20 protein-coding genes are annotated in these 24,587 nt (G+C 46.5%); 15 read left to right on the top strand and 5 right to left on the bottom strand.

The genetic code is table 11. From position 1 onward, the window contains the following. Positions 1-129 precede the first annotated feature (129 nt). Entirely contained in the window at positions 130-1,659 is a 1,530-nt protein-coding gene (locus IFU39_RS29495) for a DHA2 family efflux MFS transporter permease subunit (RefSeq protein WP_223199769.1), read from the top strand. Between the two features lie 64 nt (positions 1,660-1,723). On the opposite strand, the gene IFU39_RS29490 is transcribed toward IFU39_RS29495, so the two are convergent. Next, a complete protein-coding gene (locus IFU39_RS29490; RefSeq protein ID WP_308737367.1) occupies positions 1,724-2,806 on the bottom strand; it encodes a glycosyltransferase family 4 protein in 1,083 nt (360 codons plus the stop codon). A 428-nt stretch (positions 2,807-3,234) separates the two neighbouring features. Here IFU39_RS29490 and IFU39_RS29485 point away from each other — a divergent pair, with 428 nt between their 5' ends. From IFU39_RS29485 to IFU39_RS29455, 7 genes are all read left to right on the top strand, one after another. Next, positions 3,235-4,371, top strand: a complete 1,137-nt coding sequence (locus tag IFU39_RS29485) for an ABC transporter ATP-binding protein (RefSeq protein WP_105601186.1) — start codon at positions 3,235-3,237, stop codon at positions 4,369-4,371. Next, positions 4,368-5,084, top strand: a complete 717-nt coding sequence (locus IFU39_RS29480) for an ABC transporter permease subunit (protein ID WP_047841224.1) — start codon at positions 4,368-4,370, stop codon at positions 5,082-5,084. The genes IFU39_RS29485 and IFU39_RS29480 overlap by 4 nt, the downstream gene beginning before the upstream one ends. Before the next feature lie 4 nt (positions 5,085-5,088). Next, the gene (locus tag IFU39_RS29475) at positions 5,089-6,483 is read left to right on the top strand and encodes a GldG family protein (RefSeq protein WP_192136279.1); all 1,395 of its coding nucleotides are present in this window, start codon (positions 5,089-5,091) and stop codon (positions 6,481-6,483) included. Next, the gene (locus IFU39_RS29470) at positions 6,480-7,496 is read left to right on the top strand and encodes a DUF4340 domain-containing protein (RefSeq protein ID WP_192136278.1); all 1,017 of its coding nucleotides are present in this window, start codon (positions 6,480-6,482) and stop codon (positions 7,494-7,496) included. The genes IFU39_RS29475 and IFU39_RS29470 overlap by 4 nt, the downstream gene beginning before the upstream one ends. Before the next feature lie 35 nt (positions 7,497-7,531). Continuing rightward, the gene (locus tag IFU39_RS29465) at positions 7,532-8,698 is read left to right on the top strand and encodes a YhcN/YlaJ family sporulation lipoprotein (protein WP_105601181.1); all 1,167 of its coding nucleotides are present in this window, start codon (positions 7,532-7,534) and stop codon (positions 8,696-8,698) included. A 243-nt stretch (positions 8,699-8,941) separates the two neighbouring features. After that, positions 8,942-9,166, top strand: a complete 225-nt coding sequence (locus IFU39_RS29460; RefSeq protein ID WP_017692532.1) for a helix-turn-helix domain-containing protein — start codon at positions 8,942-8,944, stop codon at positions 9,164-9,166. A 452-nt stretch (positions 9,167-9,618) separates the two neighbouring features. Continuing rightward, positions 9,619-10,158: a DUF4303 domain-containing protein gene (locus IFU39_RS29455; RefSeq protein WP_192136277.1), complete on the top strand. Its 540-nt coding sequence runs from the start codon at positions 9,619-9,621 to the stop codon at positions 10,156-10,158. 159 nt (positions 10,159-10,317) lie between these two features. Here the strand turns inward: IFU39_RS29455 and IFU39_RS29450 are convergent, their stop codons facing one another. Then, a complete protein-coding gene (locus IFU39_RS29450) occupies positions 10,318-10,662 on the bottom strand; it encodes a hypothetical protein (protein ID WP_192136276.1) in 345 nt (114 codons plus the stop codon). A 226-nt stretch (positions 10,663-10,888) separates the two neighbouring features. On the opposite strand from IFU39_RS29450, the gene IFU39_RS29445 reads away from it, so the two are divergent. The 4 genes from IFU39_RS29445 (at position 10,889) to IFU39_RS29430 (ending at position 14,242) form a co-directional block, all read left to right on the top strand. Continuing rightward, positions 10,889-11,752 carry a MurR/RpiR family transcriptional regulator gene (locus tag IFU39_RS29445; protein ID WP_091020915.1) on the top strand — a complete coding sequence of 288 codons (864 nt, stop codon included), beginning with the start codon at positions 10,889-10,891 and terminating at the stop codon, positions 11,750-11,752. Between the two features lie 9 nt (positions 11,753-11,761). After that, complete coding sequence (gene nagB / locus IFU39_RS29440; protein ID WP_091020929.1) at positions 11,762-12,490, top strand: glucosamine-6-phosphate deaminase; 729 nt, start codon at positions 11,762-11,764, stop codon at positions 12,488-12,490. Beyond that, positions 12,487-13,707 (top strand): N-acetylglucosamine-6-phosphate deacetylase, encoded by a 1,221-nt coding sequence (nagA, locus tag IFU39_RS29435; protein WP_192136275.1) that lies wholly within the window; start codon positions 12,487-12,489, stop codon positions 13,705-13,707. Before nagB ends, nagA begins: the two co-directional genes overlap by 4 nt. A 163-nt stretch (positions 13,708-13,870) precedes the next feature. Beyond that, positions 13,871-14,242, top strand: coding sequence for a hypothetical protein (locus IFU39_RS29430; protein WP_091020917.1), 372 nt, complete (start codon positions 13,871-13,873; stop codon positions 14,240-14,242). Between the two features lie 800 nt (positions 14,243-15,042). Here the strand turns inward: IFU39_RS29430 and IFU39_RS29425 are convergent. The 3 genes from IFU39_RS29425 to IFU39_RS29415 form a co-directional block, all read right to left on the bottom strand. Beyond that, positions 15,043-16,629, bottom strand: coding sequence for an oleate hydratase (locus IFU39_RS29425; RefSeq protein WP_192136274.1), 1,587 nt, complete (start codon positions 16,627-16,629; stop codon positions 15,043-15,045). A gap of 155 nt (positions 16,630-16,784) precedes the next feature. After that, a complete protein-coding gene (locus IFU39_RS29420; RefSeq protein ID WP_197997961.1) occupies positions 16,785-17,399 on the bottom strand; it encodes a TetR/AcrR family transcriptional regulator in 615 nt (204 codons plus the stop codon). Positions 17,400-18,446: 1,047 nt separating this feature from the next. Next, positions 18,447-19,802, bottom strand: a complete 1,356-nt coding sequence (locus IFU39_RS29415) for a dipeptidase (RefSeq protein WP_192136273.1) — start codon at positions 19,800-19,802, stop codon at positions 18,447-18,449. A 314-nt stretch (positions 19,803-20,116) separates the two neighbouring features. Between IFU39_RS29415 and IFU39_RS29410 the strand changes: the two genes are divergently transcribed. The 3 genes from IFU39_RS29410 to IFU39_RS29400 all read left to right on the top strand — a co-directional run bounded on the left by IFU39_RS29410 (position 20,117) and on the right by IFU39_RS29400 (position 24,587). Further along, positions 20,117-22,423, top strand: a complete 2,307-nt coding sequence (locus tag IFU39_RS29410; RefSeq protein WP_192136272.1) for an AraC family transcriptional regulator — start codon at positions 20,117-20,119, stop codon at positions 22,421-22,423. A 334-nt stretch (positions 22,424-22,757) separates the two neighbouring features. Beyond that, the gene (locus IFU39_RS29405; RefSeq protein WP_026081491.1) at positions 22,758-23,687 is read left to right on the top strand and encodes an ABC transporter permease; all 930 of its coding nucleotides are present in this window, start codon (positions 22,758-22,760) and stop codon (positions 23,685-23,687) included. A 12-nt stretch (positions 23,688-23,699) separates the two neighbouring features. After that, positions 23,700-24,587 carry a carbohydrate ABC transporter permease gene (locus IFU39_RS29400; protein ID WP_017692544.1) on the top strand — a complete coding sequence of 296 codons (888 nt, stop codon included), beginning with the start codon at positions 23,700-23,702 and terminating at the stop codon, positions 24,585-24,587.

The following is a 24,587-nucleotide window of genomic DNA, read 5'->3' as shown; positions in this document are numbered from 1 at the left end:
TTATCTGAAAAAATAGCTTGACAGCAAAGGTATTTTCATTAGAATTAGATCAGTATTAAACGAAAGTTTAAAACGACGATTTAAAACGATAGTTTGAAATTGGTCGTCAATATAGGCCGAGTGAGACGCATGGCTAAACCTGCGATCTCCTGGCTGGAAAAGAGTGTGGAGAACGTGAAAGAACAAACAGCAGTATCTCAGGAGCCCGCAGAGTTTTCAATCAAAACGATTATACTGCCACTCCTGGCTATTATCGTCGGTATGATCATGGTTATATTGGACAGCACGGTGGTGAACGTGGCCATTCCGAATCTGGTTCAATATTTCGAGACCGACCTGAAGACCATTCAATGGACCGTTACGGGTTACACCTTGGCTTTGTCTGCAGTTATTCCACTGGCAGGCTGGTTAACGGACCGTTTTGGTGCCAAAAGAGTGTTCCTATTCACCATTGCCATGTTTACCTTGGGTTCAGTGTTATGCTCGATCGCTCAATCACCTGAGCAATTGATCATTTACCGTATCATTCAAGGCCTTGGTGGAGGCATGGTTGCTCCTATTGGTATGGCCATGGTCTTTCGTCTGGCTCCGCCTGAGCGAAGAGGTTCCATCATGGGGATGCTGGGAATTCCGATGTTGCTTGCCCCTGCATTGGGTCCGGTGTTGTCCGGGTGGTTTATTGAATCACTGAGCTGGCACTGGATCTTCCTGATTAACTTGCCAATAGGTATTGCAGCTTTCATTCTATGTATCAAATTTTTGCCCGATACAGATCGTGGACGCACACCTGCACTGGATCTGCTCGGCATGATTCTGGCGCCAATTGCGTTCTCGATGCTCGCTTACGGTGTGAGTGAGGGCGGAACGAGCTGGACGTCTGCAACAACTTTGACGGGTGTCATTGTGGGTGGTGTAGCGCTCATTTTGTTCATTATTGTGGAGCTTCGTCATCAAAATCCATTGCTCGAACTCCGGGTATTCAAATCATCTGATTTCTCACGGGGAATTATTCTCGCATGGGTGTCACAAGTGGCGCTATTCGGTGCCATGATCCTGATCCCGCTTTATTTGCAGCAGATCAAAGGGTACACTGCACTGGAAACAGGATTGATTTTACTGCCACAGGCGTTGGCTTCCGGAGTGGGTATGCCGCTCGGTGGTCGGTTGTTTGATAAAATCGGTGCTCGACCTCTGGCTTTTGTGGGTCTCGGTATTATCTCGGGAGCATTGTTTATTCTGTCCTCCATTACGGCAGAGACAGGTCTTGGCCTGATTATAACAGCTCTGGTCATGATGGGTCTGGGTATGGGCCTGTCCATGATGCCACTCAATACGCATGTATTAAATGCTGCACCGCGTAAGTTGGTTGGACGGGTGACACCGCTCACGGCTGCTGCACAGCAAGTGGTCGTGTCCTTTGCGGTTGCAGGGCTTACAGGCTTCCTTACTTCAAGAATCGCAGACAACACAACGAGTACAGAGCCGACCGCTATCGTTCATGGTTTGGTGGCTGGTTTCAATGATACGTTCTTCCTGGCCGCTTGTATTGCATTGTTCGGATGTTTGCTCAGTCTGATTCTGCGCAAACCTAAGCCGATGCCGGAAGAAGAACTTCAAAATGGCGACAAGCCTGATCCCGCGATGATGATGGGACACTAAGACTTTTAATAAAAACAGAGTAAGGCAGTTCAGAGAATCTTGCTGAACTGCCTTTTTGTTATGCTCAATGGAAAATTCGCAGTGCTGTCATCATTTCACGGAAAGAAATGGCATATCGATCGGGTGAGAAAGACAAGCTCATATGCTGTCTGCCCTGAATGCGAATATATTCCCGCAGTTTCTTGTTCTTCATGAGGTCTCTTGCTTCGGCTACGGCCGCCTTTACATCTCCAATTGGATAAAACTTTCCAGTCTTATTATGTGTGATAAATGAGCGCACTCCATCTGAATCTGTGCTGAGCACAGGGCAGCCACAGCTAATGGCTTCAGCGACGGCATAACCGAATCCTTCAAGCAGGGAAGTGGATAACATGATGCCCCCTGAAGCGGCAATCATGGAATAATATGCAGGCATCTGAGAATGAGGAACATTGATGAAGATCCCAATCCGATCCTCAAGCCCGTATTCTGCCAGCATGTGCCGGAACATGACCTCATCTTCTGGATTAGCCAAAGTTGGATCGTGGAATAACCATAGTCTGGCTTCCGGATTTTTTTTGACGATTTCACTCGATATGATTAAATATTCACGCCAGTTTTTATTGTGTTCAAGTCGTCCTACCCAAGCCAGCACCGGATAGGGTGGGGTATCCACCAAGATTGGTGCGAAGGTGTCGGTATCCAGCATATTGGGAATAACAAACCGATGAAGCCAAGGACAGATATGAATGAACATATCTAGCAGGTGATCTGTGGGAGGTATAACGGCAGCATCACAATGGGCTTGAAGGTAAGGGACACCCATCTGTATCGTTTCCAGAGCCTGATCGCGTGTTCCAAGTCCCTGCGCTTCAAAAATAATTCGTCCGGTAAAACCAAGTCCTCTCAAGCGGCCGGGCATAGCGATGTCTGAAGTGGCAATGATGGCATCATAATGATGAGTATGAATGATATGATGGATATCCTCGTCACTGGACGCGGTGAAAATGGGCGTATCACTGTTGTTCTGCAATCCCGAGCCTGTGTTGAGATACAATAGGTGCGCTTCAATGCCATGGCGTTTCAGAACAGCGGTGCGCAGTCGATTTAACGTATCCACGCCACCGCTCGGAACATAAAACGTGAATAATACTTTCACACGATTCACCCTCTGACTTTTGGTCAGGAGCACATTCTCCTGTACTCTATGTTACGTTGGCTTTAAGCGCAGGGTGTGGGTGTTGATCAGAATGTTCACATTTTGGACAAATATTTTTAAGCTGTCTTTTAAGTGTCATTAAGCTGAGGCTAGGATACCTCACGTAAGATACAAGGAACTTCCCGTGTCTATCATCTATTACATAAGTTCAACGTAACATTTACACGATAACGGAGAGGGCAGAAATAACTTGAAGAAGCGAAGCGTTCACCTTTATCAGCGGATTTTTCCTTCTGAAATGAAGGAATCAAAAAAATCTGGGGATAACAGTGATCGGAAGGTTATTCTGCCATCGGAGTGCCAGTGTAAATATTTTCAGTTGAATTTATATAACGAACGATGGTGCACGGGTATTTTAACGGGAAAGGATGAATGATGTGCTCGAAGTGAAACAGGTCAGCAAAGTTTACGAAGGGCAACGCGGCGTACATCAACTGGATTTCACCATGGAACGTGGTGAGATTGTTGGCTTTCTCGGACCCAATGGTGCCGGAAAAACAACAACGATGCGTATGATTACAGGCTATGTGCATCCAACCGCGGGTTCCATTATGGTGGATGGGGTATCGGTGCATGAACAGGGCCAGCGTGTTCGTTCCAAGATTGGGTATCTGCCTGAAACGCCGCCACTGTATCCGGATATGACGGTGCAGTCCTATCTTAAATTCGTAGCCAATTTGCGAGATGTCCCGGCACGTGAGGTTAAGCTGCGGGTCAGTGAGATGGTTAGCAGACTGGGACTTCTGGGTCGGGAAAGACAAATGGTACGTGGGTTATCCAAAGGATACAAACAACGCCTTGGGCTGGCAGGAGCCATTATTCACAAGCCAGATCTGCTGGTTCTGGATGAGCCAACATCGGGGCTTGATCCAAATCAGATTATCGAGATCCGGGATTTAATACGAGAACTGGGGGAGAACCATACAGTGCTGCTCAGTACGCATATTTTGCCTGAAGTGAGCACACTCTGTAATCGAATGTTGATCATCAATCAGGGACAGCTCGTGCTGGATGGTTCACCTCAGCATTTCGGATCAGCAATGGGGGATCAATTCAAAGTGTCGATTGAAGTGAAGGCCACTGCGGAGCAATTACATAATGTGCTGACACCATGGGAGAAGGTGCGGAGTGAAGTCATTCAAGCGTCGGATGCGAATACCGCCAAAGATACTGCACTTAATTCAGATTCAGCAGAAACGGTTAAAATGCTGCTTACTGGAGAAAACTCGGAAGATTTCCGGGAGGAGCTGTTCTACCTTTTGTCAGGTGCAGGATTACCGATACTGGAGATGAAGAAGGAGAACCTGAGTCTGGAACAAATCTTCCTGAAGCTGACCACAACCGAGGCAACAGACACAGACGCAAATTCGGCAGATGTGGATAAGGTTGCTGACGCAGAGATGGATCAGGAGGACGTATCTTCGGACAACGACCTGTCGAGTATATCGGGAACATCAACGAGTACATCAACGGATGCTTCGTCCCATTCCAGCAAAAGGGAGGACTCCAAATGAGACGAATGATGGCGGTATGCAACAAAGAGCTGCAAGCTTATTTTCTGTCACCAACGTCCTATTTTGCTTTTGCCGTATATGTACTGATGACCAGTCTGCTGTTCTATTCAAGCTTTGTATATTACCAGCCGAGTATTGTCGATTACCGTCTCGTGTTGGGCGATACGTTGTCCATGCTGCTGTTTGTTGTGCCATTGTTAACGATGCGACTGGTTGCAGAGGAATTCAGACAGGGAACAGATGAATTGTTGCTGACTTCTCCTGCACGTGTAACAGAAATTATTTTTGGCAAATATCTTGCTTCTCTGGCCATTCTGGTTGTGCTCATCCTGTGTAGTCTGGTATACCCATTCATCATGTCGTTCTATGGGACATTGGATATGACGACGGTATGGATGTCTGCGCTGGGGTTATTTTTCCTGGGCGGAAGCATGATGGCGATTGGACTGTTCGCATCTACATTATCCCAACATCAGATGGTGTCTGCGGTGGCGGGTTTTATTATTTTGCTCGTTTTGTGGATGCTTGATTCATTCGCAGGTAATACAGGTTCTGTTTTACAGCAGTGGCTGGACCCGTTTGCCCTGACTAACCGGTTCGACAGCTTCATGAAAGGTGTGCTTAGTGGGCCGGATATCTTGTATTATGTCACCCTTTCGGGTGTGTTTCTGCTGTTAAGCATTCAAATTGTGGAACGGAAGCGGTGGAGGTGAGAAGATGAAAAAATGGTTAAGTCATACCAACAGTACCGTGTTGTCCGTAGCGGTGATTGGCATCTTTATTTTGCTAACACTGTTCCTGAATTCACTTGGCGGCTTCCAGCTGGATCTGACCTCGAACAAACAATACACGTTATCTGACCAGTCCCTTACTGCGATCAAAAATGTGAAGGATGACGTCAACATTCTGGTGTTAACTGTCGAAAATGCCAACAACACCGTCCTGAACCGTGAGGTCACGGATATGGTCGAGGAATACACGAAACGTAACAGCAAGTTGAAAATAAAACAATATAATCTGACGCAGGAACCTGCGCTTGCATCCAAATATGGCATAACAGGCAGCTCCATTGTGCTGGAGCAGGGAGATCAACACAAAGTGATTGATATCGCCAGTTTGTTCACCGCGACAGGTGACGGAAGTGACGGATCATACCAGTTCACAGGTGAGGAAAAACTTACGCAGGCGCTCATGAATATGTCATCCACGGAGATGCACAAAATGGTCTTTTTGACTGGACATGAAGAGTTGAGTCTAGCTCAGATGACTACGCTGCAATCCTCCTTGGAACAAAATAATGTGCAAACGGAAGAATTGCAGCTGAATCAGGCTGGCAAGGTTCCCGAGGATGCAGATGTGCTCGCTATTATTGGTCCACAACGTGATCTCAGTGATACCGAAATGAAAGCCATTCGCACCTATCTGAGTAATGGAGGCAAGCTGTTATTATCCCTCGGATTTGTGGAAGATATGAAATCCAGTTGGAAAAACATCGATGCCCTCATGGCTGACTATGGCGTCGTTGATGAGCATGCGGTCATGGTGGATAATCAGCAAGCCAGTACGATGGGGCCACTCTGGGTGGTGCCGGAGTACGGTACACATGCAATTACGGACAAACTCGCTGAGAGCCAATTGTATCCGATGTTGTCCTTGTCGATTGCGTTGACCAGCAAAGAACAGGATAAATATACCCTTTCTCCATTAATTCAATCTTCCAGTGACAGTTATGGGGAGACAAATATCGGCGGTTTATTGCAAAATGAAACGACCAATGATCCGGAAAAGGACATTCAAGGTCCAGTGGAATTAGGGTATGCAGCTGATACGAAGGATGGTAAACCGAAGGCGGTTATTCTGGGCTCGTCCATTTTCATGCAGGATTCGGAAATTGCGAATGGTGGCAATCGGGACTTTATTTTGAATACGGTAAACTATTTGAGTGAGAAAGAAAATGGATTGACGATTCGCCCACGGGTACAAGCCGGGTATGAGATGGCATACCTGAATGGCGAACAGGCCAGAACAATTTTCTTCGTGGCTATTGTAGCATTCCCACTCCTCTTTGTTATCATAGGTGTACTCTTATGGTGGAGGCGCAGACGAGTATGAGAAAATGGGTTCCAACAATCCTGGTGGTCATCGTACTGATTGTGGGATGGGTGTACGCGGCCAGTCAAAATTATTTTCGAGAAGAAGAAGCGGCGCAAGCCAAGTTGCTCGGTATTCAATCCGGGGATATTCAATCTATTACAATACATGACACAACGGAGGAGACAGCCGGTACAGCAGCAACTTCGACCCTGACGCTTGAAAATGGTGTATGGCAGATGGTTGAGCCAAAAGCCTATCCTCTGAACGGTTACAGTGTTAGCAATTGGTTAGATGCTCTGAGTGGTGCGAATCAGGAACTGGTGGTGGAAGAAGCGCCAACGGATCTGAATAAGTATGGATTAGGAACAGATGCTACACGTATGGATATCAAACTTAAAGATAATCGGGAGATCAAATTGGCTATTGGTGGCCAGCTTCCAGCAGATGACGCACGATATGTGCGCGTAGATGAGGGTCCCGTGGTTGCCGTACAGACAGAGGCGATTACCAACATAGCTTTGTCTCGTCGTGATTTGTTGGATACTACACCGTTCAACATGGATGAGACAAATGTTGGATCTCTGGAGTGGGAAGGTGAAGCAGCTACCTGGTTGTTAACATCAACATCGGAGAACGATGCGGCAGAGCAGGCCTGGACACTGAATGGAAAAACGATTGATTCCACAGACGCCATATCCCTTATCGGTAAAATCAAAAACCTGTCAACAGCAGATGATGTGCGCAAAGCTTCCGAGCTGAAAGGTACTGTTCCACGATTCACCCTGTCTGTTGAACAGACGGTAAATGGCCAACAAGTTCGAGATGTGTATCGGGGGCTTACGGTACCATCCAAACCGGATCAGATTTGGGTCATTACGCCGGATGGTCGATGGGCATATGGCATGGATGCGACAAGTCTAACGGAAGCAGAGAAATTCCCGGATACAATTAAAGCATCCACAACTTCTTCGAAAGAGTCGTCGAGTTCTGCACATGACGCAACAACTTCCTCATCAACAGACGGGAAATGAGCGGGGCGGAAGATAAGTGATATTATTGTGTTGAGATGCAAGTATTATTTGGAGGCAGTGCTGTGAACGCAGCACTGTTTTTTATTTTATATAGCGAAGAAACACCTGAATCTACAGGGAAAGGTACCATATCCTTTCAGCATATCGGTACGTACAGAAGCGCATCCTATCTTTGTGACCAAAACCAACATACATTGGAGGATGAGTACATGCCAGCAGTCAAAAAGGCAACAGCTATTACGTTATCATTATCTACTGCAATCTTTGTAATGGCCGGTTTGACAGGTTGTGGCACGAATCGGGACACCAACAATATGCATACGCAAAGTGTTCGTCAGCAAGCCAACGGCATTAACCGTTATGGTGTGGAAACAAATGGAATGGATGGCATCCGTGCGAAAAGTTATCGCATGCATAATGTGACTGACCTGAAATCCAGTGAAGAGCTTGCAAAACGTATCACGGAGATGAAGGAAGTTAAATCCGCCCGTGTCATGTTAACGGATCGTAATGCTTATGTGGCGGTTCGTTTGGCAGATGGTCATGCAGGCAAGTTGGAAAGCAAGTCCAATGGTCGTACGAGCATGCTGTCTGGAACAATGCGTAATCATGCCAGTGATACCATGCGTGGGGGCAACATGAATCACGATATGGGTGGTATGCGTGTGAATGGTGGTACGGGCACAATGTCTCCGTACAGCACTAGCGGAATTGCTCCAGGACTGAACACGAATTCAGCAACGGATCGCAGCCATATGGGGAATGACCGCAGCATCTATGGAACCATGGGTACAGGCGCCGTTGGTATGATGCGTGGTCTGACAAACAGCGGCAAAGCACGTGGGACGGACGATGGGCATTATGGTATGAAAAGTGAGGGACAACGTGTAGATAGCACGGACGATAACACATCAGCTGAGATTAAGGGTAAGATTTCAGCCAAAATCAAGCAGTTTGCACCAAACATCGAGAATGTATATGTATCAGCCAATCCGGAATTTGTGGAGCATGTCGAGAACTATGCCACAGATATTCGTAATGGTAAGCCAGTCAGTGGCATGATCGATACGTTCCAATCGATGGTGGAGCGCATTTTCCCAACGAACGGTACAGGTATGAATCACCGCGATGGTATCCTTGACGATGGCCTGATGAACCGTAATCACAATGATGGCGGCATGATGAACCGAATGAATCGGTAGTTTTTTAAGACATGAACAAGTGTGCCTTTGCGCAGATGGTAACATCCGCTGCAGAGGCATGTTTGTTTTACATGATCGAATACATAGACAATTGCATACGTTCTCTTTGGACAATGAATCACATGTTTACTGCCCATTTTTCTTATAAAACTGAACCAACGCCCTTGACCTGACATAAGATGAGTTGACTGTATCCCCTTAACCTTGTTACACCAACACAACCCGAGCAAGGAGGGGTGAACATTGAAGGGTATCGATCATAAAAGCAAATTTTTGTTGACCCACCGTGAACGCGAAGTATTCGAATTACTGGTTCAAGACAAAACAACGCGTGACATCGCAGGGCAGTTATTCATCAGCGAGAAAACGGTGCGTAACCATATTTCGAATGTGATGCAGAAACTCAATGTTAAGGGTCGTTCGCAGGCAGTTGTCGAGCTGATTAAGCTTGGAGAACTGAAGATTTAGTTGCGAATTACAGTTAGGATTAAGTAGCAGCATGAAAGCCTTTCTCTATTCTTTGTCATGAAGAATGGGGCAAGGCTTTTCTGCTGCTAAGGACCATGAAATGAAGGAGTCGATACTAAATTGAGGGAAGATCCGAAACGTAGCATCGCTTGTTTTCATTATTTTAGTAGATCATAATGATTACATATATGAAGATAAACAATGGTTTGAACGGACGAGTGGGTTCTTAAATCACATTTCCATCAGTTAGACTATACAGTTACACTAGAACGGAGAGGGCAGAAATGACCTGAAGAAGCGGAGCGGTCGCCTTTATCCGCAGATTTCCACTTTTATAAAAGTGATACAAGAAATCTGGGGATAACAGTGATCGGAAGGTTATTCTGTGCATTGAAGTGGCAGGTGTAACTACTCGGTATTCAACTTATATAAAACATGAAAGGATGAGCTAAATGGACCGCTTTTTAAGTGAATTTGAAAATCAATTTCGAGCGGGTTTTCTACCCGATTTGGAACAAACTCTGGCTAAGGTAGAGCATGAGAAAGCATACGCTTGTGTATTTGGAACGGACAGTGATTGGGTAACGCTGTTTATGGCGGTGAATACCGAGGAATCCCTGGCTAGGCACATTTCGAGTATGAAAGAGCAAGGGTTGTGTGATAGTGAGGAGGACGAGATCTATTACAGATGGGGCTGCTCCGAATATCAGTATGGCGAGGATACGCACTTTAACCATATCAGCCGATTGTTGTATGCAACAGAGGAGGTCCAGAAGTACAAGGATGAGATCATTCGAATCATCGCCAAAGTTGCCAATGAGACAACGGATGACGTTTTTGCTCGATATGGACAAACGAAAGCAGACATTACGTTCTTTGTTTCTCTCACAGATGACGATCTGGCGGAGGAGATTGAGAATCAATCGGTTCATCAAATGACTGTACCCGGCTTAGTCAGCACGTTCTTAAAACGATATGATGACATGAATTAGAACGAGTTAACTTGAGTTGAAACTTCTTCGAATTGAACTGAATCGTTGTACCGCGAAAGTCGTTTCTATTCTTTCATCCAAAGAAGAGAAGAGGCTTTTTTGTTTTAGCATGAAAAAATGAAACAAGCGAATTCATATCAATTTATCACGTATTGATTCCTATTCATTATTCATTTGAATGAACGTCCTCCATTTTTTCTTCGAAAATGGCTGATAAAAGAGCTGCTCCAGTTCCTCAAACTGTACTTCGTTCAGATGAAGATGGAGTGCTCTTTTCGCAATTTTTGCGGCAGGCTGGGAAGCGGATTTCCTTCCTCCGGCTTTTCGTTTGATCGGAATATGAAATTGCAGCAGGTCTTCGAGCTGATTCCAGCCTTCCCAACTCAATCGACCTCCGCGTTTCCAGTCGATGGCATAGAGGGCATAATAGGCGTGACCTTCTGTTGGTTTGGTAGCAATAATCCAGATGGAAGGAATAAGTTTTTTCCGTTGTCTTCGATTCATTGAATGGCTCCTTTTTTAATACGATCATATCTCGATTCTCAATATAAAGGATACCTATGATGTGTATAAAGCAGATGAGTGTCTATACACGTTCAGTATCTTTGCGAAAGTCCTGGGAAATTGCTCTTGATTTACAGGATCGTCTTGATTAGAATAAAGTTATAAAAATGATTTTCTTATTTATTTAAAAATATATAAAAATAATTTTCATAAAAGTGAGGGCCTTATGGCAGCCATATTACGTGCGTTGCAGCAAGAACTGAATAACCTTCCGTCTCAGGAGCGCCGTATTGCGGAAGTCATTATGCAATCTCCATCGGACATTCCCGGCTGGACGATTAGTCATCTGGCAGAGCAGAGTGGAACAAGTGCGGCGACGGTGACCCGCTTTTGCAAGTCGTTTCATTTCAAAGGGTTTCCCGATTTCAAAATGAAGCTTGCCGCAGAATTGTCCCACGCGTCAGAGGAAACGGCGTATCAGGATATTGTCGCGGGCAATTCACTATCCAAAATTGTTGAAGCTATCGAAGCTAACCACCTCGCATCGATTGCAGACACCACCCGCTTACTGGATTTGGGCAGATTGGAGCATGCAGTGCAATTATTGTGCCAGGCTCGCCGCATCGATCTGTACGGTGTGGCTACCTCATCAATTGTTACACAGGATTTCTATCAGAAACTGGTGCGAATCGGCAAAAGCTGTACTGCTTTCTCAGATTCCCACATGCAGATTACATCCGCATCTTCGCTCGCTGAGGGAGATGTGGCAATGGCCGTATCCTATTCAGGCGAAACACCCGAGACCATTGATGCGCTGCATTGTGCCAAACAAGCCGGAGCTTCCACGATTTCACTGACTTCCTATGGAAGTAATACACTCGCAACGGTATCGGATATCCCCCTGTTCACCTCTTCTCTGGAAGAAGGCATGAGGCGTGGAGATATGGCTTCCCGTATTGCACTGCTGCATGTGGTCGATATTTTGTTCACAGGCATGGTAAGTGCCGACTTCGACCGTTTTATCCCCAGACTGGAACAATCCTATCACAATGTACAATCTTATCGAGTCCAACACAACGGAGGTGCCTGACAGATGAAGATGAATATCCGCATTTTTGAAAATGAAGAAGATTTAAACGCCACGGGTGCTGGCGTCATTGCCAGTTTGTTGCAGACCAAACCACGGGCTGTATTGGGGCTCGCAACAGGAAGTTCGCCTGTAGGCATATATAAACAGCTTATCACGTTGTACCAGAAGGGACTGGTCAGTTTCTCGCAGGCTTCTTCATTCAATCTGGATGAGTATGTAGGACTTCCAACAGAACATCGTGAAAGTTACCGCAGTTTTATGAATGAACAATTATTCCATCATATTGATATGGATCTTGCCAGAACGCAAGTGCCTGATGGTCAGGCTGCAGATCTGGAACAGGAATGTAATTCCTATGAACAACGGTTGGACGATCGTGGACCGGTAGACCTTCAACTGCTGGGCATCGGACATAATGGTCATATTGGCTTCAATGAACCGGGAACGGAGCTGACTGGGCGGACACATGTCGTGGATCTGAAAGACGAGACGCGAAAGGCAAACGCACGCTTCTTTGACAGCATCGATGAGGTTCCGGCTCAGGCGATTACGATGGGTGTTGGTACCATTTTGAAAGCCAAACAGATTCTGCTCATAGCCCGTGGCGAGGAAAAAGCCGAGATTATTCGCGAAGCTTTTATGGGCCCAATCACAACGGCCTGTCCTGCATCGCTATTGCAATGTCATCCAAATGTGGTGGTATTGCTGGACCGTGCAGCAGGGAGGCTGGTGAGATGACTGGAGCAAATAGCCATGAGCCTGGGAGTCGGCTTGATGAAAGTATTTCTCTTCTTCGGGGCAGGCTGCTCCTTGCAGATGAGATATTGGAAGACGGTGTATTAGCCTGGAGGAATGGAAAAATCCTTTATGCTGGGGTACCAGAAGGTCTTCCTGAACGGATTCGGAGCGAGGCTCTGCCACTGTCAGTACCGGAACGTGGTCTCATTGTGCCTGGATTCATTGATATCCATGTGCATGGTGGGAACGGAGAAGACTTTATGGATTCAAGCCCGGAGGTGTTGGACAAGATCACTTCTTTCCATAGTACGCAGGGTACAACAGCGATGCTTGCGACTTCCATGAGCGCTCCGAAAGAGCGACTGGACAGCGTACTTGCTGAAGTGGACCGCTACCGTTCAGGCGAAATGCCATATGCACAGCTTGAGGGTGTACACCTGGAAGGTCCGTTTTTTAGTCCGAAATGGCCTGGTGCGCAAAATCCGGAACATATCATTCTGCCTGATGTATCCTGGCTTGAAGCATGGGAGAAGCAATATCCCGGTCTAATCCGTCAAGTTACGTTGGCACCGGAACGTGAAGGCGCACTGGAAGTCATCTCGTGGCTGCGTGAACAGCGGATTACAGCGGCACTCGGCCACACGGATGCGACCTATGAAGAGGTCGAACGGGCAGTGGAAGCCGGACTTCATCATGCGGTGCATACGTTCAATGCCATGACACCACTGCATCACCGGCTACCCGGTGCTGCAGGAGCTGTGCTCAGTGATCCGCGTATCAGTGCTGAGGTGATTGCCGATGGTATTCACGTACACCCTGCTGCGATTTCGATCCTGGCTCAGTTGAAGCAACATAGTGATCAACTCGTGTTGATCACAGATGCCATGTCTGCTGCGGGATTGGATGACGGGGAATACAAGATCGGCGACCTGCCCGTCATCGTGAAGCATGGCGAGGCCAGACTGAAGGACGGTGGCGCACTGGCCGGAAGCACACTGACGATGATTCGCGGTTTCCGTTACCTGGTACAGGAAGTGGGCCTGAGTCTGAACGCAGCATCACGTGCAGCAAGTCTGACACCGGCACGCCTGCTGTGCATTGATCATCGGACAGGTTCCCTGGCTCAAGGAAAACAGGCAGATATCGTTTTGCTAAATGCGGAGCTGGATATTGAGGGTGTGTGGGTGAAGGGCAGACGGGTCGGCGAGTCATATTAAATTTAGAAAAATAGTATCATGTTAATAACTTTCATTTGTGATCATCGGTCTTCGGAGTTAAAACTTGGCTTTTATCTGTGTAGAGGCAACACCTTGCACAATATGTTAAAATAGATCTCAAAAAGACGGGATCTGCGGATCACGCATAACGGAGGCGTGAAACATGGAACGTAACGCTATGCTCGAACATGATCCGTTCATCACAGTGTTGGCGGAGAAGTTGCACATACACGGATATTATGCCTTTTATGGCGAGCATTACAATGAGACCGATATGGAGCTGTACCGCAGGCATCTGTTCACATCATTCAGCAACATCGTATGGGTAGAGCTGGATGCACGCAAAAAGTATATGATTGTCGATCATCGTGGACGCAACACAGTCATGAAACTGATCGAAGGTATGCTGAACACACGTAGAACACTGCGGGCGAATCAGGCCATGGCGGGAACTGATACGTCTGGCGTCCAGCAGGAGATTTCACATTTATCCAAGCTTGTGCACATGCTGAAGTTCACAACATTCCGGACATAAGCGAAGTGTGATATGTAGGCTGTAATAAGCGGCGTGAGTAGGAAGAGTATAATATGTGGCTCTCATAAGCGATGAGTGACGACGAAAAAATGAAAATAAACACCAAGAACAACCACAAGAGTATACATGAGTAACTAGGGAGAGTTATAAGTTAAGTTTCAAGAAAGAATGGACTAGGATATCGACAATAACATATCACTGCGATTCCATTCTCATAAGTATTTTTCTATGTAGGTCGCGTAGCGCTAACGAATCTGTGAAGCCTTATTCCAATGATTTTGCAGTCATAGAAAATGTAACGAATCTCAGACACGCTATTTAATGCAATTTAGCGATATTTCGGTACTTAAACATGTCTACAGCGCAAATAAGATGTCTACGATTCGTTAGATTTTCAAACCTGCGAAATTTCGAGTAATAAGGCTTGTGAGGTTCTTTAGACGACAGTTGGCAATCCGATGAAGGCTGTGTGTCGGGCTTAGATAGTAAACGATTAAACGAAAGAGAGTCCTGTCATCGCTGACGGAACTCTCTCTATTTTTTATACAACGACTCCTCAGTTCAGCAACAACCATACTCACTCATTGACTCGTTCAACGGGGATGCAAGCTTCTGAAGCTAACGCATGTAGTAACTCATAACATACTAACTTGGGAAATCAATACAATTAAGATAACTAAGCTTCCTAAAGAGCACAAAGTTACTCACCGAATCCTACAGATATCTCCAAAGATCTATCCCCATCCACCGATCAATCCAACCATTCCTTCATCCTATTTCTGAATCCACTATATAAGCAATTATCTAAACGAAGTCACAAAACTGCTGAACAGCGTCCGAACATCATATTGATACTGGTTGATCGGCTCAATCGGACGGTTCTCTCCGAGAAGAGTGTAGACGGCGATCCGTGCTGCCCGGACCGAATATTCTTCCGTGAATACCACGTCATCGGGAATCTCGCAGAATTGGCTAATAAAGGCCAGGTTGGTGGAGCCTTCAGGCACAACTTTCGGTCTGTCGCTGTTCAGTCTAGGCATGAATTGGGCAGTGATGTAAGGCATCATGCAAGGAATACAGTTGGCGGTAGCCATGATCGCCTCTTGATGTTCCTGAAAATGAAGATGGCCGATCAACTCCTGCATAATTTCTTCCCCGGTACAATCGCTCATTTTTTTCTTCACATAGTCACCTACGTTATCCGGATACAATCCGTAACCCCAGAACACCTTGACATGCTCGGGCTGACCGCGGAAATGTGGTTGGAAGGCCAGAACGACAGACATGAACCAGCTGGAATCCTTGAACGTAACCAGAGCACCGGTACCTGCCCGGTTACGCGTGAATTTCTCCATCAAGTCAAAGAAAACCGAATCCTGGAAGGTAACCGTAAACGATTCCCATTTGGACTCATCCACATGATCATTAAAAGAAGAAGGGTTGCCCAGCAACGATTTCTTGGCGGCAATGTTCTCCCACAGCTTCCATGAGCTGCCCTTGCCATTCAGTTTCGGTGCGGAAGTCATAGAGCCGAGGTCGGCTCCTTCGGTCATCGAACCGTTTGTAACAATGACCAGATCGCCTTCGTTAATGTCAATGACCTCCTCGACACCGTCGCGTCGCACATGCATCCGACTTACCGTAATGCCGTCACCGTCTTTGAAATCCAGATCGGTAACCGTACATTTCAGCGTGAAATCTACGCCAAACGGCTCCAGGTAGTTATTCAATGGCAGGATAATCGAGTCATATTGGTTGAACGGTGTGCGGGTGACACCTTCCAGCGTTTGAATTCTTGGGAATTCGTGAAAAAAGCGAAGCATGTATCTTTTGAATTCCACGGCGCTATGCCAAGGTTGGAAAGCGAAGGTGGTCGCCCACATATACCAGAAGTTTGTTTTGAAAAAGTGAGGGCCAAACCAGTCGTTGATTCGCAATTTCCCCAGCGTGTCTTCAGGAGTAATAATCAGCTTGCCCATTGCCAGACGATCGGCCATATCAAACCCCATGGAGAGCACATCTTCGACCTTGCCGTCACGGTTGATGAGCCGCGCATTGGAATGTGTGGGATTGGCATCGTCAAATTCAGTAATCTCCTGTCGCACAGATATGCCCGGACGGTCGATGGAAGGGATGGAAGCCAGCAACTCCCAGAGATTCTCATAGGCCTCATCATTGAGCATCCGTCCACCACGGATGATATACCCTTGATCGGGATTACCAGCGCCGTCATTGCTACCACCGAGAATCGGCATTTCTTCGATAATGTGAATGTGTTCTCCAGGAAAGCCACAATCTCTGACCAGATAAGCTGCACCCGCCAAAGATGCAATGCCGCCGCCTACAAAATAGACCTGTTTATTACCATGTTCTTTCTTCACGATCATTCGCCTCCAAAAGTTACTGTAATCACATCCCTAATGTAAACCTTGCAGGTTCCGTAAGGTATGATTAAAAGAACGGGAGTGTCCAATTTTCGGTCACTTTTGGAAAAGTGTCTAAAAATCAGGCTTAGACCACATGCGAAAAAAGCCGCCCATCCTTAATTGGATGGCAGCTTATTCTCATACCTGTGCAGTGCCCTCAGGACATTGCCTTCGATCAGCTCACTGAGCTTTTCAATAATCTGTTTTGGCGGTTCTTGCATGTTGCCCCTCATCCATTGAATGATCAGCCCAGTGAAAGCCAAGGTATAGAAGTTGGCGACAAACTCTTTGTCTTCACCACGGACTTTAATCCCGCAGGCCAGTTCATCAATAACACCCATGATCAGATCATGGGTTACTTCATAGAGGTATGAATCCAAGTGGGTACGCCCGAGCGAGTTGAGTGTGTTGCAGCAGAACGTTTTGTTGTTCTCGATGTAGCAAAAGATTTTATAGAATCCGTCCGTCCATGTGCTGTAGCTTCGGTACTCCATAAGACTCTCCACCGCTTCAGTCTGATAGATCCACCCAAGCAGCGCATAAATATCCTGAAAATGATAATAAAAGGTTTGCCGGTTCACGCCGCAATGATCAACCAGATGTTTGACCGTAATCTTGTTCAGTGGAGTATGCTCCATCAGTGATTTAAGCGAGTGAGCCAGCGCATGTTTGGTTAGGTGAGAAGCAGACACAATAATCACCTCATCATTCGGATTAGCTTGCCGGGGCATAACAGGAGGTAAACACCTGTTGGCAGAATTCCTGTAGCGAAGTCAATTAACATAACCAGGCCAAAACGTAAGAACCCCAAAAGATTCTCCCACCAGATATCCCCCTGAGCTATCAACATCTTCGTTACACCATCCGCAACATGACTTCAGCAGGGGATATTCTAGATATCAACCGTTACAAACCAACATCCCTAAAGGCCGCTTGTGCTTTCTCTATTACAACCTTCAGAAGTTAGGCCTCATCAAAATCATTCACCATAAAGAATCAAAAGTAAAAGTAAAAGCTGAAAACTAGTGAGGGGATACCGAATCCATCTAAAAAAGCTGATAAACCGGCGCGTATGTTCTCTCTAATACACTGAACCATTAAAACCTGGCCCCCGTCTATAAAATCAATCATAGGAAGAACGATAACGAAGTTATCGAGAAAAAAGAAAAACTGTTCAGTAGCCCATCATTTTGTGAATCACTAACCTTCAAAGTTAAACCCATACCTTTAAAGAAGCCATAATAAAGCAAGTTGTACGCAATGATCGATACAAAATAAATTCAAAGAAACGGCCTATAAGTCACCATATTGTTATCACCAATACACTGAACCATATAAATTAAGTCTCCATCGTCTCCATTCATAAAAAGTAGCCATTGAAAAAAACTACATCTTCGCCAAAGCCCCAAAGCCCCAAAGCCCCAAAGCCCCAAAGCCCGAAAGTAGCAAAGCAACAAAAACACAAGAAAACAAATAAAAAAACGAAATCAAATCAAAAAAGAACGACCCGAAGGCCGTTCTTTTTTTCTCCCTATTACCTAACCCATATAAAAAGTTAGGATCAATCCTAAAATCAATCTGCGAGAGCTGCAACGTAGTGGAGGGGACGAAATCGATTCTGAAGAAGCGGAGCGTTCGCCTTTATCCCCGGATTTCTCCCTTTAGAAAGGGAATCAAGGAAATCCAGGGATAACAGCGATCTAAAGAACGATTCGGCACCGGAACGTCCACTCAGCACCTTGCCCCAGCACTTATTTTAGAACGATGAGCCCCAACTATTATAAACTCTTCAAAAACTGAACAATCGTCAACAACCCTTTATCAAAGTTCTCCAGGTTGAAGTGCTCGTTCGGTGCATGCAGATTCTCATCCGGCAAACCAAAGCCCATCATGACAGCTGGGATTTCGAGTACACGTGAGAGCTTCTCAACAATCGGAATGGAGCCGCCATCTTTGGTAAAGAGGGCACGAACGCCATACACGTGCTCATACGCATCTGCCGCTTTTTGCAGGATTGGATTGGAAGGATCGGTGTTGAAAGCAAAAGCTTTCTCGATCTGTTTCACATGCAGCGTTGCACCCGGTTGAACGTGAGCGCGCAGATGTGCTTCGATACGATCCAATACATGTTGTGGATCTTGATCCGCCACGAGGCGGCAGGTGATTTTGGCATGAGCTTCCTTCGGAATAACCGTTTTGCTACCTTCGCCTTGGAAACCGCCCCATACGCCGTTCAGTTCCAATGTTGGACGAGCGCCTACACGTTCCACGAACGAGTAACCTTCTTCGCCGTACAATTGCTCCAGTCCAAGGTCTTGACGAAGTTGTTCTTCATTGAAGCCCTGTTTCACAAATTCTTCTCTCATCTCAGGAGACAGTGGCAGTACGCCGTCGTAGAAACCATCTACACTCACGCGGCCTTGCTCATCATGCAACGAAGCGAGCAAGGATACGAGTGCGTGCAGTGCGTTGGGTACTCCACCACCAAATGAACCGGAGTGCAAGTCGGTATTGGCTGTGTTCAGATCCACGTGAAGCGAACATAGGCCACGCAGGCCAGTGGAGATCGCAGGTTTTCCTTTTTCAAGCAGGGATGTATCCGAGATCAGTACCATGTCTGCACGCAGCTTGTCCGTATTGTCATTCAGATAGATGGGCAGGTTCGGGCTGGAGATTTCCTCTTCGCCTTCGATGCAGAACTTAACGTTAACCGGAAGTTCTTTGTTTTCGGCGAGAATGGCTTCAACTGCCTTGATATGTAGGAAGATCTGTCCTTTGTCATCCGTTGCACCACGGGCATACAGCTTGCCATCACGAACGGTAGGTTCGAAAGGTGGCGTTTCCCACAGGTTAAGGGGGTCTACAGGTTGTACATCATAGTGTCCATAGATCAGAGCCGTCGGTTTGCCGGGTGCATGCAGGTGATCTGCATAGACAATCGGATGTCCAGCCGTTTGAATGACCTCTACGTTCTCCATACCTGCACGTGTGAGCGCATCTGCTGCCCATTGTGCTGCACGGTTAATATCCTCTTTATGCTCTGAAATGGCAGAGATACTTGGAATGGACAACCATTCATTCAGTTCTGCCAGGTGTTTTTCTCTATTTTGTTCAAAATAAGTCTGTTCTTTCATTAAAAAGGCCTCCTTCATGTTTGCTATATCTCATTGTAATCCATTTTGTCATGTTAATAAAACATTGGTTAAAAAAATGATCGGTTACAGATCGTTTCATTCACCTGAGGATTGTGCGTATAATACAAGAAAAGGATTTCATCCATATATTCTCAGGGGAGTTGAGGAAGTTTCCATGACAGTCAGACCCGATGCAAGCAGGCAGGTGAGCAGCGATGGAACCGACTAGGAGCGATCGAATATTTGGCAGATTCAAGCGTTTATCCGATTTAAAGGCAGGAAGGCATAAAGGACGATTTTATCGAAACAGCCTGATGCTTATTTTACTCATTGCCAGCATTCCCGGACTAATCACAGGGATCGTCATGTATCAACAGGTTGTTGGCCGGATGGAAACCGAATTCAATCGGATGCATCAGAACCAGATCGAGAATCGGGCACGCAACGTAGATGATCAACTAGCCTATCTGGAGATGAACTTATCCCATTGGGCTTTTGAACCGAGGTTTGGCAATGCACTACGAACGCTGGATTTTGTGTATTATTTCAATGAAACGCAGGAGATTGTGACTACATTATATGTATTACAAGGTTCCCACCCGTTGATCAAGTCAGCCCAGCTGTATTTGCAGGAACCGAAGCCGATCTTGTTTAATCGGGATTATAACGAGTTGAACGATGATGCCAAAGTACAAGCGTATGATCGTTACCTCTCCATGGGCAACCACGTGTACTGGACAGACTGGGTTTCCAGCGTCAACAATCATACCGCACCTTCGACCAACGATAGTCTACTGCACACGGATGCAGGTAATGCACTCGTTCTTGTACATAAGATTCCGGGGGAGAGCATGAATCCATTTGGTGCACTGATCATCACGCTGGATAACGAGAAAGTCGCCAGTTTATTGAAAACGCTTACTCCTTATGATGAAGGTTTAACGTTCCTTATGGATCAGGAAGGCAACACACTGGTTACCGGGAATCCGGGAACGGCGGGAGAGACTTCTGCTTTTGAGCAGCAGCTAAAAAAAGAAGTGGCCCTGCATGCCGATAGCCGCTCATTCCTGTTCCGATATGAGGATCAGACCTATTCTGTCTCGTATGGCTCGTTGAGTCGGATTGATTCGGACTGGACGTACGTCTCCGCAGCACCTTTGACCTCAGTCACTTCGCCCGTCAAGCTGGTATCCAAGATCATCGTCATTGCGAGTGCAGGCAGTCTCATCCTGGGATTGTTGTTATCCTGGTTTGCTTCCCGCCGCATCTATTCGCCTGTAGCACGGATGCTGCACCTGCTTACGCCTGGTAGAAACGAAACTACACCAACGGATGAGAAGCTGGACGAGTTTGAGCTGCTGGAGCAACAGTGGAACGAACTGACCTCCCGCAGTGTAACGGCACATCGCCAGTTGCAGGAGCAACTTCCTCATCTGCGCGACAGCTTTGTCTTACAACTTGTGCAGGGACATCTATATGCCTATAATGAGCAGGATCTCCAGCAGCGCATGCGTCATCTCGGATTTGAGCTGGAGGGCCAGCAGTATTTGCTGGTGCAGATGTATTTTACGGGGTACGAGCAGCTGCAAGGCAGATTTGGAAGCCAGGACACGGGATTAGTTACCTTTGCAGCAGTGAATATTACTCAGGAAGTGGCGAAAAATTATTTCAGGCAGATCAGTGTCATGAACTTTCATGACCTGTCTTCCGCCATGCTTGTGATTGCTCCTCAGGACGAACCTGTGAAGTCACAAGCGATGTTATGGGGACAGGAGCTAGTGGAGGTCATTGGACGAACACTCAAAATGAAGGTGACCTTGATGGTCAGCCGCCCGGCAGCTTCACTTCAGGAATTGCCTGGACGATTCGTGGAGATGGAACAGGCCGTGGCATATCGCAGTGTGGAGGAAGGAAGTCAGATACTCGATCTGGAGGATGAGGCGTGTTTCCGCAGAAACGAAGCAGCTTCCTATCCGCTTGGACTGGAACGTGAGTTGCTACAGGCGATCAGGCTGGGCAAGCAGGACGAAGCTGAACGTGTGCTGGAACAATTCATGAGTGAGATTACGCGGACGGGGAGTACCGAATTTCAGGTGCAGCAGATGATGCTGCAATTACTCGGCAGTATTCAGCACATGATGTTGCAAACGGGGGTCACACCTTATAAGCTGTTTGGTGGTTGCAACATGTATGAACGTTTATCAGGTATTCGTGAACCTGTACAAATGAGACAGTGGATGATAAATGAGGTATTCATACCTTATATACAAGAGGTTGAGGTACGATCGCAGGAACCGCTGAAACTGGTGGTGGAACGAACGATGTTGTACATCGATACACATTACCGCAGCGACATTTCGCTGGAAAACTGTGCTGACGCGGAGCAGATGACACCCTATGCACTGAGCAAGGCATTCAAACAGGTATCGGGCATCAATTTTATTGATTATCTGACACGTGTGAGAATGGAGGCGGCGAAGCAATTGTTACGGGAGACAACGATGAAAATCAATGATGTTGCGGCGGCTGTGGGATATCAGCATAGTTATTTTAATCGGATTTTCAAGAAACAGGAGGGTGTTACCCCGAGTCAGTATCGCGATCAATGGTTTGGACAATAACCGTTTATATTTTTGTCATTTCAGACCGGCATTCAGCTTTAGTGGATGTCGTTTTTTTTCTTTTTTTTACGGTGATACAAAGAAGGATAAACCCGCAAAAATGTGCAATTCTACCTGCTACGTTATGTTCAGTTTCTTGTGAAAATGGCGTTATAGCGGGCTTTCCGACCATCATGCCGGAGGTATGCAAAAAATGAAGGTTGCCGGAAAAAGATCGGATGTATAGTCTGAGTATCAGGTTAATTGATAACGCTTACATCGTTGAGGGAGGGGAGACATGATGAACGGGAAGACGGACTGGAATACCAACGGCGCTGCAACTGCTCAAGCGGATATGGCCACAAGGCCATTAAAACAGGAGTCCAATTGGAAAAGGCAGATTAAACGAAACAAATGGTTATATGTACTTGTGCTTCCCGGCTTTTTGTACTTTGTCATCTTTAAATACTTGCCCATGTGGGGGATCATCATTGCCTTTCAGGATTACCAGCCTTTCCTTGGCATCCGGGAGAGCAACTGGGTGGGGCTGGAGAACTTTACGAACTTTTTCTCCAACCCGGACTTCTTCCGACTATTACGCAATACGCTGGTTCTTGCTCTGTATGATCTTATCTTCTTTTTCCCGGCACCGATCATTATAGCTTTATTATTAAATGAAATTCGGGTCGCTTTCTTCAAAAGAACGATTCAAACGCTGGTCTATGTACCCCATTTTGTATCCATGGTGATTATCGCCAGTATCACGTACGTGTTTCTGACCCCGCAGGGCGGGGTGTTATACGACCTGATCGCCTGGATTACAGGCAAACCTATCGATGTACTCTCCAGTCCGGGTTCGTTCCGTCCGCTGATTATTGTTCAGATGATGTGGAAGGAGATGGGTTGGGGCACAATCATTTTCTTGGCAGCCCTCGCAGGTGTCGATACGGAACAATATGAAGCCTCCATTGTGGATGGCGCCGGACGATTACGGCGGATGTGGCATATCACGCTTCCAGCCATTCGTACGACCATAGTCATTTTGCTTATTCTCAGACTGGGGAACTTCCTCGATACCGGATTTGAGCAGATCTATCTGATGACCAACTCCCTCAACCGGGATGTGGCGGACGTATTTGATACGTATGTGTACACGGTCGGGATTACGCAAGGTGCATTCAGTTACAGTACTGCTGTTGGACTATTCAAGTCTGTGGTGGGGATTATTCTGGTGCTTGGCAGTAATAAACTTGCGAAAAAATTTGGCCATCCCGGAATTTATTAAGGAGGAGCGCCCATGAACAGCCGTCTATACAACAGCCCTGCCGGCAAGGTATTTGATATCTTCAATTACGTCATGCTGGGGATTCTGGGCATATTAACCGTCCTTCCGTTCCTGTATATTATAGGGAATTCTTTCGCAACGGAAGCCGAGATTACCGAACGCAGTTTTTTCCTCATTCCGAAGGTGTTTTCCTTCAGCGCGTATGAGTATATCTTTTCATCGTCCACGATCTTTCGCAGCATTGGTGTTTCCATTTTCATCACGGTGGCAGGTACACTGGTCAATCTGTTTTTCACACTAACGATGGCTTATCCACTATCCAGAAGTGACTTTTGGGGTCGCAACGTCATGATGAACATGGTAATTTTCTCGATGTTATTTGGCGGTGGCATGATTCCAACATATCTCGTCATTCGTGGACTGGGACTGCTTGATTCCTACTGGGCCCTTATGCTTCCTGGCGCGATCAGCGCTTTTAACTTAATAGTAGTCAAAAACTTTTTTCAGCAAATGCCGCCCGGGCTGGAGGAAGCGGCCCGCATCGATGGCTGTTCGGATCTCGGAGTGCTGTGGCGAATCGTACTGCCTTTATCGAAGCCAGTCATTGCCACGTTTGCCTTGTTTTACGCCGTGGGACATTGGAACAACTTTTTCTCGGCACTGCTGTACATCTCCGACAGTGACAAATGGCCACTGCAAGTCATGCTGAGACAGATCGTGTTACTCTCACAAGCCAGTGTCGGAGATATGGCAAACATGGACCCCAATTTTGTTCAGCCACCAGAGCAGTCGATCAAAATGGCGGTGATCGTTGTAGGTACCATTCCGATTTTGCTGGTGTATCCGTTTTTGCAGAAGCATTTTGCCAAAGGTGTCATGTTAGGTTCAATCAAAGGCTAA

It is taken from the genome of Paenibacillus sp. CFBP 13594 (genome assembly GCF_014842675.1).
Taxonomy (GTDB): domain Bacteria; phylum Bacillota; class Bacilli; order Paenibacillales; family Paenibacillaceae; genus Paenibacillus; species Paenibacillus amylolyticus_B.
This window is presented reverse-complemented; position numbering and strand designations above follow the sequence as displayed.

Bases quoted from the DNA above. Each gene is read 5' to 3' on its own strand.
- IFU39_RS29495 (WP_223199769.1), top strand. From the start codon at position 130: ATGGCTAAACCTGCGATCTCCTGGCTGGAAAAGAGTGTGGAGAACGTG.
- IFU39_RS29480 (WP_047841224.1), top strand. From the start codon at position 4,368: ATGAGACGAATGATGGCGGTATGCAACAAAGAGCTGCAAGCTTATTTT.
- IFU39_RS29475 (WP_192136279.1), top strand. From the start codon at position 5,089: ATGAAAAAATGGTTAAGTCATACCAACAGTACCGTGTTGTCCGTAGCG.
- IFU39_RS29470 (WP_192136278.1), top strand. From the start codon at position 6,480: ATGAGAAAATGGGTTCCAACAATCCTGGTGGTCATCGTACTGATTGTG.
- IFU39_RS29465 (WP_105601181.1), top strand. From the start codon at position 7,532: ATGCAAGTATTATTTGGAGGCAGTGCTGTGAACGCAGCACTGTTTTTT.
- IFU39_RS29455 (WP_192136277.1), top strand. From the start codon at position 9,619: ATGGACCGCTTTTTAAGTGAATTTGAAAATCAATTTCGAGCGGGTTTT.
- IFU39_RS29450 (WP_192136276.1), bottom strand. From the start codon at position 10,662: ATGAATCGAAGACAACGGAAAAAACTTATTCCTTCCATCTGGATTATT.
- IFU39_RS29445 (WP_091020915.1), top strand. From the start codon at position 10,889: ATGGCAGCCATATTACGTGCGTTGCAGCAAGAACTGAATAACCTTCCG.
- nagB (WP_091020929.1), top strand. From the start codon at position 11,762: ATGAATATCCGCATTTTTGAAAATGAAGAAGATTTAAACGCCACGGGT.
- nagA (WP_192136275.1), top strand. From the start codon at position 12,487: ATGACTGGAGCAAATAGCCATGAGCCTGGGAGTCGGCTTGATGAAAGT.
- IFU39_RS29430 (WP_091020917.1), top strand. From the start codon at position 13,871: ATGGAACGTAACGCTATGCTCGAACATGATCCGTTCATCACAGTGTTG.
- IFU39_RS29425 (WP_192136274.1), bottom strand. From the start codon at position 16,629: ATGATCGTGAAGAAAGAACATGGTAATAAACAGGTCTATTTTGTAGGC.
- IFU39_RS29420 (WP_197997961.1), bottom strand. From the start codon at position 17,399: ATGCCCCGGCAAGCTAATCCGAATGATGAGGTGATTATTGTGTCTGCT.
- IFU39_RS29415 (WP_192136273.1), bottom strand. From the start codon at position 19,802: ATGAAAGAACAGACTTATTTTGAACAAAATAGAGAAAAACACCTGGCA.
- IFU39_RS29410 (WP_192136272.1), top strand. From the start codon at position 20,117: ATGCTTATTTTACTCATTGCCAGCATTCCCGGACTAATCACAGGGATC.
- IFU39_RS29405 (WP_026081491.1), top strand. From the start codon at position 22,758: ATGGCCACAAGGCCATTAAAACAGGAGTCCAATTGGAAAAGGCAGATT.
- IFU39_RS29400 (WP_017692544.1), top strand. From the start codon at position 23,700: ATGAACAGCCGTCTATACAACAGCCCTGCCGGCAAGGTATTTGATATC.